The organism is Spirosoma migulaei (assembly GCF_054776855.1).
Map to the genome: position 1 here is coordinate 167,938 of NZ_BAAHBG010000045.1, position 9,227 is coordinate 177,164.

Consider the following 9,227-nt stretch of genomic DNA (forward strand, 5'->3'; position numbering starts at 1 on the left):
GGCCTCCGACTTAATTATCGCAATTATTTTTCTATAAAGCCAAAGAGCAGAAATACACGCTCATAGCATCCATAAAGTTGCGTTTAACCATAATAAGCTTCTTTTTTATTGGCGGCATTATTGGTGGCGTTTTATATGCCAAAACTGGACTTCATGCGTTAATTTTTGCAGCAGCTACATTAGTGTTAGGGCTGATTTACGATAACATAAAATTCAGACTTATCCTGTTAAGGCGAAAACTCAAAAGTAGCTGACAAACACTAGCCCACAAATTAACATTCACAAGTCCCTGCTCATTAGCAATATTGTCATAGACCAAAACCAATTAATTCACTTAAACAGTATGCGATCAATTATAGTAACCTTATTTTGTATTTTTTCTGTAACAACTATTTTCGGGCAGGCAGAGAATGCGAAACTTAAAATCTCACAATTAACAGGCGATTTTTATATTTATACAACATATAATACCTACCAGGAAAGTCAGGTACCAGCCAATGGAATGTATCTTGTTACGTCTGAAGGCGTTGTTATGTTTGATACACCCTGGGATACAACACAATTTCAACCCTTGCTCGATAGCATAAAAATAAAACATAACAAACCTGTAGTAATGTGTTTTGCAACGCACTGGCATAGCGATAAAACGGCCGGCCTTGAGTATTATAGGCAACAGGGAATTAAAACCTATACGACTACTCTTACGGATGAATTAAGTAAAAAGAATAATAAAAAAAGGGCTGAATTTTTAATGAAAAAGGATACCGTCTTTAACGTCGGTCAATATTCTTTTGAAACGTATTATCCCGGACAAGGGCATACTGAAGACAATATCATAATCTTGGTTTAAAAAAGAAAAAATTCTTTACGGTGGCTGTTTAATAAAAGGGGCCGATGATGAAGATCTGGGTTATTTAGGCGACGGAAATGTAACAGAATATGCCTCTACGCTTAAGAGAGTTCAGAAGAAATGCCCAAACCCAAAGTTTATTATTGTAGCACATAGCGACTGGAAAAACATAAATTCATTGACACATTCGTTAATGATGGCAGAAGCGCTAAAAAAGAAAAAATACCGCTAACATCGGTTTAGCCTCTGATGGCTGACGTGCTTCTATAAAGTAGTTGAGCCAAGCCACAAACCATTAGCTTGACAATCTCACGCTAACTACGCGAATTAAGTTGCCGTCTTTCCCCCCTACAGAGAACATGGTAACCTTGTCTTTTTATCCACAAATACGGTTTTACACCCAAACAAGCCACTTGAACCAAAATCGCTATTTACTGGACGAATGTCGGGATACAGCATTCAAGAAGATTCCGCAATTTTGTAACCTCATTTCTCCGCATAGCGGCACTCGAGAAATAGATTAATTACCTGGAACAGTTACCTACTACATCTATGAGTACCCCAAAAACCCTGTTCGACAAAGTATGGGACGCGCACGTCATCCGGCAGGTTAAAGATGGTCCCGATGTGTTGTTCATCGACCGGCATTTTATCCACGAAGTAACGAGTCCGGTGGCGTTTCTTGGCCTCGAGGGTCGTAATGCACCCGTATTATTCTCGGGACGCACGTTTGCCACCGCCGATCACAACACCCCAACCCTAAACCAGCACCTACCTGTAGCCGATCCGATGTCGGCTAATCAGCTAGATGCATTGGAGCGCAATTCGGCTAAATATGGCATCTCCCACTGGGGACTTGGCCATATCAAAAACGGAATTGTACACGTAGTAGGTCCCGAAAATGGCATAACCCTACCGGGCATGACCATCGTTTGTGGCGACTCACACACCTCAACCCACGGCGCCTTCGGAGCCATTGCATTCGGGATTGGTACATCGGAGGTTGAGATGGTACTGGCGACCCAGTGCATTATGCAGCCCAAGCCTAAGAAAATGCGCATTACCGTCAACGGTAAAACAGGCAAAGGCGTGTTACCGAAAGACGTGATTCTATACATCATTTCGCAAACATCGGCTAGTGGCGCTACGGGTTACTTTGTCGAATACGCTGGTGAGGTGTTCGAGAATATGACCATGGAAGGCCGGATGACGGTTTGTAACATGACCATCGAAATGGGTGCTCGGGGCGGCATGATTGCGCCCGACCAAACCACACTCGATTACCTGAAAGGCCGCGAACTATCGCCCAAAGGCGAGCAGTGGGACAAACTGGTTCCCTACTGGCAGACACTCAAAACCGACGAAGGCGCTACGTTCGATCTCGACCTGACCTTCGACGCGGCCGACATTGAGCCACAAATTACCTATGGTACAAACCCTGGGCTAGGAACGGGTGTAACCCACCAGATTCCGACCGCCGAGAGCGTAAAAGATGGTTCAGCGAGCTACAAAAAATCACTGCAATACATGGGCTTCGCCGAAAACGAATCCATGATTGGCAAACCCGTTGATTTTGTATTCCTCGGCAGTTGTACGAATGGTCGTATCGAAGATTTCCGGGCGTTTGCCTCTATTGTGAAAGGTCGTCAGAAAGCCGATAACATCACGGCCTGGTTAGTACCGGGATCGCACGTTGTTGAAAAGCAAATTCAGGAGGAGGGTATTCTGGACATCCTGACCCAGGCTGGTTTTGAACTACGTCAGCCGGGTTGTTCGGCTTGCTTGGCCATGAATGAAGACAAGATTCCGGCCGGTAAATACGCCGTATCAACGTCGAACCGAAATTTCGAAGGTCGTCAGGGACCCGGCGCACGCACACTGCTGGCCAGCCCATTAGTAGCTGCCGCTGCCGCCGTTACGGGTGTTGTTACAGATCCAAGAGGTTTAATGAATAATGTGTAATGAATAATGTACAATGATGGCTTCTTTGACTGGAGCCTGACTTTACATTACTCAAACATTATCCATTACACATTATTCATTATCCATTCATCAAAAATGGCTTACGACAAATTCACTATACTCCGTAGCAGTGCCGTTCCCATGCCGAACGAGAACGTTGACACTGATCAAATTATCCCTGCCCGTTTCCTGAAAGCGACTGAGCGCAAAGGATTTGGCGACAATCTCTTTCGCGACTGGCGGTATAACAACGACAATACGCCCAAGGCTGATTTCGTACTAAACGACCCCACTTACTCCGGTAAGATTCTGGTTGGCGGTAAAAACTTTGGCAGCGGATCGAGCCGCGAACACGCAGCCTGGGCCATTTATGACTATGGTTTCCGTTGCGTGGTATCGAGTTTCTTTGCCGATATTTTCCGGAACAACTCGATCAATGTCGGCATTTTGCCGGTACAGGTCAGTCCCGAATTCCTGGAAAAAATCTTCGCAGCCATCGAAGCCGATCCAACAACAGAACTGGAGATTAACCTGCCTACACAGACGATCACGCTGTTGGCTACGGGCGATAACGAAAACTTTGCCATCAATGAGTACAAGAAACACAACCTCATTAATGGTTACGACGACATCGACTACCTGCTGTCGATGAAAACCGAAATCGAAGCCTTCGCCGAAGCGAGACCATTTTAAAGGTGAAAGAGTGAAAGAGTGAACGAGCGAAAACAGATGCGCCAGCCACTCTTTCGCTCGTTCACTCTTTTACTCATTAAGAATGAAACGTCGTTATATTGAAATCATGGATACGACGCTCCGCGATGGTGAACAAACCAGCGGAGTGTCGTTTTCAGCGTCTGAGAAATTAGCTCTGGCGCAATTACTACTTACCGAAGTCAAAGTAGATCGGGTTGAAGTAGCTTCGGCACGCGTATCGGCAGGGGAACTGGAGGCCGTCCAGCAGATTACCGCCTGGGCTGCCAAAAGCGGTATGCTTGATAAAGTGGAGGTGTTGACATTCGTTGACGGACAGGCTTCCCTCGACTGGATGCAGGCATCGGGAGCAAAGGTCATGAACCTGCTCACAAAAGGCTCGTTGAATCACCTCGTTCACCAGCTTAAGAAAACGCCTGAGGAACATTTCGGTGAAATCCAGCAAGTCATTCGCGACGCTCAGCAACTAGGTTTACAAGTGAATGTGTACCTGGAAGACTGGAGCAACGGCATGCGCAACTCGCTCGATTACGTACGTCAGTTCCTGGATTTCCTGCAAACCCAGGCCATTCGTCGGGTACTCTTACCAGATACACTGGGTGTACTCACGCCAAACGAGACCTATGCATTTATTAGCCCGTTGGTAAGCCGGTATCCAAACCTACATTTCGATTTCCACGCCCACAACGACTATGACCTCAGTATCGCCAACGTGATGGAAGCGATTCGGGCAGGCGCACACGGTATACACCTAACCGTTAACGGCCTGGGCGAACGCGCTGGCAACGCACCCATGGCCAGCGCCATTGCAGCCTTACGGGATTTTATGCCGGATGTACGGACGGGTGTAGTCGAGAAATCGCTGTATCAGGTCAGTAAGATTGTTGAGACATTTTCCGGGCTTCGGATTCCCGATAACAAGCCTGTTGTTGGCGACAATGTGTTTACCCAAACTGCGGGTATTCACGCCGATGGCGACAAAAAAAATAACCTGTATTTCAACACCCTGTTGCCCGAACGGTTTGGTCGCAAACGAAGCTATGCACTCGGCAAAATGTCGGGAAAAGCGAATATCGAGAACAACCTCCGCGAACTGGGTATCCTGTTATCAGAAGGCGACCTTAAAAAGGTGACGCAGCGGGTTATCGAGCTGGGCGATCAGAAAGAGGCTGTCACACGCGAAGACTTACCGTACATCATCTCCGATGTTCTGAATACCAATGCCATCGCTTCTCGGGTAGAAGTCCTTAATTACGTACTCACACACTCCAAAGACCTTAAACCGTCGGCTACCTTACGGGTACGGATCGATACGGAACTGTTTGAAGAAAATGCCCAGGGCGATGGTCAGTACGATGCATTCATGAATGCCCTCAAGAAGATTTACGGTAAGAAAAAGTTAACCCTACCCTTGTTGACCGATTACGCCGTCCGAATTCCGACCGGAGGCCGAACCGACGCCCTTTGCGAAACGATTATTACCTGGAAGCAAAACAACCGTGAGTTCAAAACCAGAGGTCTCGATTCCGACCAGACCGTATCGGCCATTAAGGCAACCCAAAAAATGCTGAATACGCTGGATTAAAAATGACAATTCACTTAAGCGAATGGACAATGTAAAATGAATAATGGTTAATGTACATACCCTGCTTGTCAAGCTAATTTTCATTATTCATTGCTCATTTTACATTGTCCATTTACTTAATAACTTCGTGTTTTATAAATTAAAGCACCAAACGTTATCACATTCAATTCGTCCTTATGAATCAGGCAAAACAAACGGCGGAAAAAGTTGAATACAATGGGTCCGACAATTTGGCCATGATGAGCCACGCTGTTAACTATAACAGCGGTCTGTACAAGTGGGTCGCCCGAGATATTCGACCTGGTGAAGCCATATTGGATTTTGGGGCTGGAAATGGCGAATATGCGAACCGATTTCCGATAGGAAGTGTCGACGCAGCCGAAATTGACCCGGATCTATTGCCATTGATCAAACAACCCGTTTATACCGATATCAGCCAGCTCGCTAAAAAATATGACCTGATTTATACAATCAACGTACTGGAGCACATTGAACATCACGGCGAAATTGTAAAGGAGTTATATTCCAAACTCAAGCCAGGGGGCCGCCTGAAAGTGTTCGTTCCAGCCCGTCAGGAAATTTTCAGTAATATGGACGATCATGTTGGTCATTACCGGCGCTACGATAAAAAGTTGGTTCGCCAGATTCTGGAAGATGCCGGACTGAAAGTTACAGATTGTCGGTATTATGATTTCGCCGGATACTTCATCTCGTTACTCTACAAATGGATGGGTAAAGATGGCCGAATTACAAAAGATTCCGTTATTCTTTACGATCGGGTTATTTTCCCTGTGAGCCGCGTATTTGATAAGTTAACGGTTGGTCAGATCATTGGAAAAAATGTTATTGCTGAAGCAATCCGTCCCAAATAGCAAGCCAACCAGTAAATGAACAATGGATAATGAATACTGTAAAATGAACAATAGCTACACAACTCACTATCAGTACACTCATTATCATTGTACAGTGTTCATTATTCATTTAAACAAGTCCAATTACTTATTCTCAAAGAATGGCAGAGCCTAAGGTGCTCACTCATTCGTTTTCCAAATGAAAAAACACATCCTTGTAGTACCCGGCGATGGCATTGGCGCCGAAGTAACCGCCGTTGGCAAACAGGTTTTAGAAGTCATTGCGCAGAAATTCGGGCATGAATTTTCGTACGACGAAGCATTAATCGGTCACGTGGCTATTGAAGCTACCGGCTCACCTCTACCCGCCGAAACGTTGGAAAAAATGCGGGCTTCCGATGCGATCTTATTTGGTGCAGTAGGCCATCCCAAATATGACAATGATCCGTCGGCGAAAGTACGGCCTGAACAGGGGCTTTTGCAGATGCGCAAAGAACTAGGGCTATATGCTAATCTGCGCCCTATTAAACTCTTTGACGAGCTACTCGATGCATCCAGTATTAAACCTGAAATCCTGCGTGGGGCTGATATTCTTTTCTTTCGGGAATTGACGGGCGATGTTTACTTCGGCAAACGCGAACGGATTGACGATGGAAACACTGCTTATGACACCATGATCTACAGCAAATATGAAGTAGAGCGTATTGTCAGAAAAGCCTTTGAAGCGGCTCGTACGCGTGGCAAGAAGCTATGCTCGGTTGATAAAGCCAATGTGTTAGAAAGTAGTCGCTTATGGCGCGAGGTTGTACAGGCACTTGCTCCTGAATACCCGGATGTGACAGTTGAGCACCAGTTTGTTGATGCCATGGCAATGCTACTTATTAAAGATCCCAAGCGTTTTGATGTAGTAGTAACAGGTAATCTTTTCGGCGATATCCTAACCGATGAAGCTAGCCAGATTGCTGGGTCAATGGGTATGCTGGCTTCGGCTTCGGTTGGCGACAGCACGGGGGTTTATGAACCTATTCATGGATCGGCACACGATATTACAGGCAAAGGCGTAGCAAACCCGCTAGCATCGGTTCTATGCGTAGCCTTATTATTGGATATTTCATTTGGTCTTAAAACAGAAGCCCAGACTATTATTGACGCCGTAGATGCTATCTTAAAAGCAGGCTTCCGTACACGTGATATCGCGAATAGTAGCACACCAGCCGATAAACTTTTGGGTACTAGCGCTATGGGCGAACAGTTATTGCAACGCTTACAAGCGTAATAGGCACGATAAACCATTGAAAATTTTTGTTTATTCGCTTGCAAACTTTTTCAAAATGGCTATTTTTGTAGCGTATTTACGCGATCAGCGAAATTTCGCAGATAATTTATGACCAATTCCTTTCCCTACCGACTGCAAAAACTAAACGTTTTCTAAGAACGGAGCGAAGGATATGCCATACAAAAAAGGCCCTTTCTCCACAGGAAAGGGCCTTTTTTATAATTAACGAATTCTTACGTATTCAATATTTATCGGACCATGAGCCAACGAGTTTATATTTTCGATACCACTTTGCGCGATGGCGAACAAGTGCCAGGCTGCCAGTTAACCACCGAAGAAAAGATTGTGGTGGCTAAAGAACTGGAGCGAATGGGGGTCGATATTATTGAAGCCGGATTTCCCATCTCCAGCCCAGGTGATTTTCGCTCAGTTGTTGAAATTTCGAAAGCCGTTACAGAACCAACGATTTGCGCACTTAGCCGGGCTGTAAAAGGCGATATCGATGCGGCTGGCGAAGCGCTCAAATGGGCAAAACGCGGGCGTATTCACACGGGAATTGGCTCGTCGGACATTCACATCCGGAATAAATTCGGTAGTACACGGGAAAAAATTCTTGAACAGGCTGTTGCTGCCGTCAAGCATGCTAAAACCTACGTAGAAGACGTAGAGTTCTACGCTGAAGACGCTGGCCGCGCTGACCTCGTCTTCCTGGCTCAATTAACGGAAGCTGTAATTAATGCTGGGGCAACGGTCGTTAATGTTCCTGACACAACAGGCTATTGCCTACCGGACGAATACGGAAAGAAAATCGCGTACATCTATGAACACGTGTCAAACGTGCATAAAGCTACGATTTCAATTCACTGCCACAACGATCTGGGTCTGGCGACAGCAAACACGCTCGCGGGCGTTATGAACGGTGCACGGCAGGTTGAAGTAACAATGAATGGTATTGGTGAACGTGCCGGTAATACCTCATTAGAAGAGGTTGTGATGGCGATAAAAGTCAAGAAAGAATTAGGGTTATATACCAATATCGATTCGACTCGCTTATACCCTGTAAGTAATTTAGTATCTCAGATGATGCGTATGCCTGTTCAAGCCAATAAAGCCATTGTTGGTCGTAATGCCTTTGCGCACTCGTCAGGTATTCATCAGGATGGTTTTCTTAAACACTCGGAGAACTACGAAATCATGAATCCACATGATGTTGGTGTACCAAAATCCTCTATCGTACTCACTGCGCGCTCCGGCCGTCACGCCTTAAAGCACCGACTTGAACTGCTCGGTTTCCGCTACGACAAACCAACACTCGATGGAATCTACACCCGCTTCCTCGATATGGCCGATATTCGTAAAGAAGTGAATGATAAAGATTTAATGGAATTGATCCGCTAATAAAAAGCCCGTCTCCTAAGACGGGCTTTTTAGTTTGTCAGCCGAACAAAACGGCAATACAGTCTGTTTCGCCAGTATATTAGATGACACTAAACCAGGATAAATCCTCACAACCATGGCCCGTCCAACTCCTGAATTAATTAATGCCCTTCGCCGAACTGTACAGAGCTTAAAGAATGGAGCCCCTTACCAATGGGGACATATGGGAGGTTGCAATTGCGGTAATTTGGCACAAGAGTTAACCAAACTTACCAAAGATCAGATTCATCAATACGCTATGCAACGGCATGGGGATTGGAATGAACAGGCAGAGGACTATTGTTCAACTAGTCAGATGCCTATTGATCTCCTAATCAATGAAATGCTAAATGCAGGATTGATGCTGGAAGATTTAAAACACCTCGAACGACTTGATGACCGTCAGGTTCTGGTCCGTCTACCTCTTGAGAAGCGTTTTTTAAGACACAACATACGGGAAGATGTCATTGCCTATATGAGCGTCTGGGCAGAGCTATTAGAAGAGCAATTATTAGGGATCAAGGACAATACTTGTGGAGGGCGTTGTATTTTTCTAGGTTTGTGCGTTTAATCAAA

General features: G+C 45.5%; 7 protein-coding genes and 2 pseudogenes. All 9 read left to right on the forward strand.

Annotated elements, in window-relative coordinates; all coding sequences use genetic code 11:
- Window positions 1-41 precede the first annotated feature (41 nt).
- A pseudogene (locus ACYVGO_RS37280) lies at window positions 42-254 on the forward strand (DUF1275 family protein); the annotation flags it as partial.
- Window positions 255-343: 89 nt separating this feature from the next.
- Window positions 344-1,082 (forward strand): annotated as a pseudogene (gene bla, locus ACYVGO_RS37285) (BlaB/IND/MUS family subclass B1 metallo-beta-lactamase).
- A 320-nt stretch (window positions 1,083-1,402) separates the two neighbouring features.
- Window positions 1,403-2,812 (forward strand): 3-isopropylmalate dehydratase large subunit, encoded by a 1,410-nt coding sequence (leuC, locus tag ACYVGO_RS37290; RefSeq protein WP_460973888.1) that lies wholly within the window; start codon window positions 1,403-1,405, stop codon window positions 2,810-2,812.
- 96 nt (window positions 2,813-2,908) lie between these two features.
- Complete coding sequence (gene leuD / locus ACYVGO_RS37295; protein WP_460973889.1) at window positions 2,909-3,505, forward strand: 3-isopropylmalate dehydratase small subunit; 597 nt, start codon at window positions 2,909-2,911, stop codon at window positions 3,503-3,505.
- Window positions 3,506-3,587: 82 nt separating this feature from the next.
- Window positions 3,588-5,108 (forward strand): alpha-isopropylmalate synthase regulatory domain-containing protein, encoded by a 1,521-nt coding sequence (locus tag ACYVGO_RS37300; protein ID WP_460973890.1) that lies wholly within the window; start codon window positions 3,588-3,590, stop codon window positions 5,106-5,108.
- Between the two features lie 176 nt (window positions 5,109-5,284).
- Window positions 5,285-5,980 carry a class I SAM-dependent methyltransferase gene (locus ACYVGO_RS37305; protein WP_460973891.1) on the forward strand — a complete coding sequence of 232 codons (696 nt, stop codon included), beginning with the start codon at window positions 5,285-5,287 and terminating at the stop codon, window positions 5,978-5,980.
- 178 nt (window positions 5,981-6,158) lie between these two features.
- Window positions 6,159-7,235 carry a 3-isopropylmalate dehydrogenase gene (leuB, locus tag ACYVGO_RS37310; protein ID WP_460973892.1) on the forward strand — a complete coding sequence of 359 codons (1,077 nt, stop codon included), beginning with the start codon at window positions 6,159-6,161 and terminating at the stop codon, window positions 7,233-7,235.
- A gap of 258 nt (window positions 7,236-7,493) precedes the next feature.
- The gene (locus tag ACYVGO_RS37315) at window positions 7,494-8,633 is read left to right on the forward strand and encodes a 2-isopropylmalate synthase (protein WP_142770647.1); all 1,140 of its coding nucleotides are present in this window, start codon (window positions 7,494-7,496) and stop codon (window positions 8,631-8,633) included.
- 115 nt (window positions 8,634-8,748) lie between these two features.
- Window positions 8,749-9,222, forward strand: a complete 474-nt coding sequence (locus ACYVGO_RS37320) for a hypothetical protein (protein ID WP_460973893.1) — start codon at window positions 8,749-8,751, stop codon at window positions 9,220-9,222.
- Window positions 9,223-9,227: the final 5 nt, after the last annotated feature.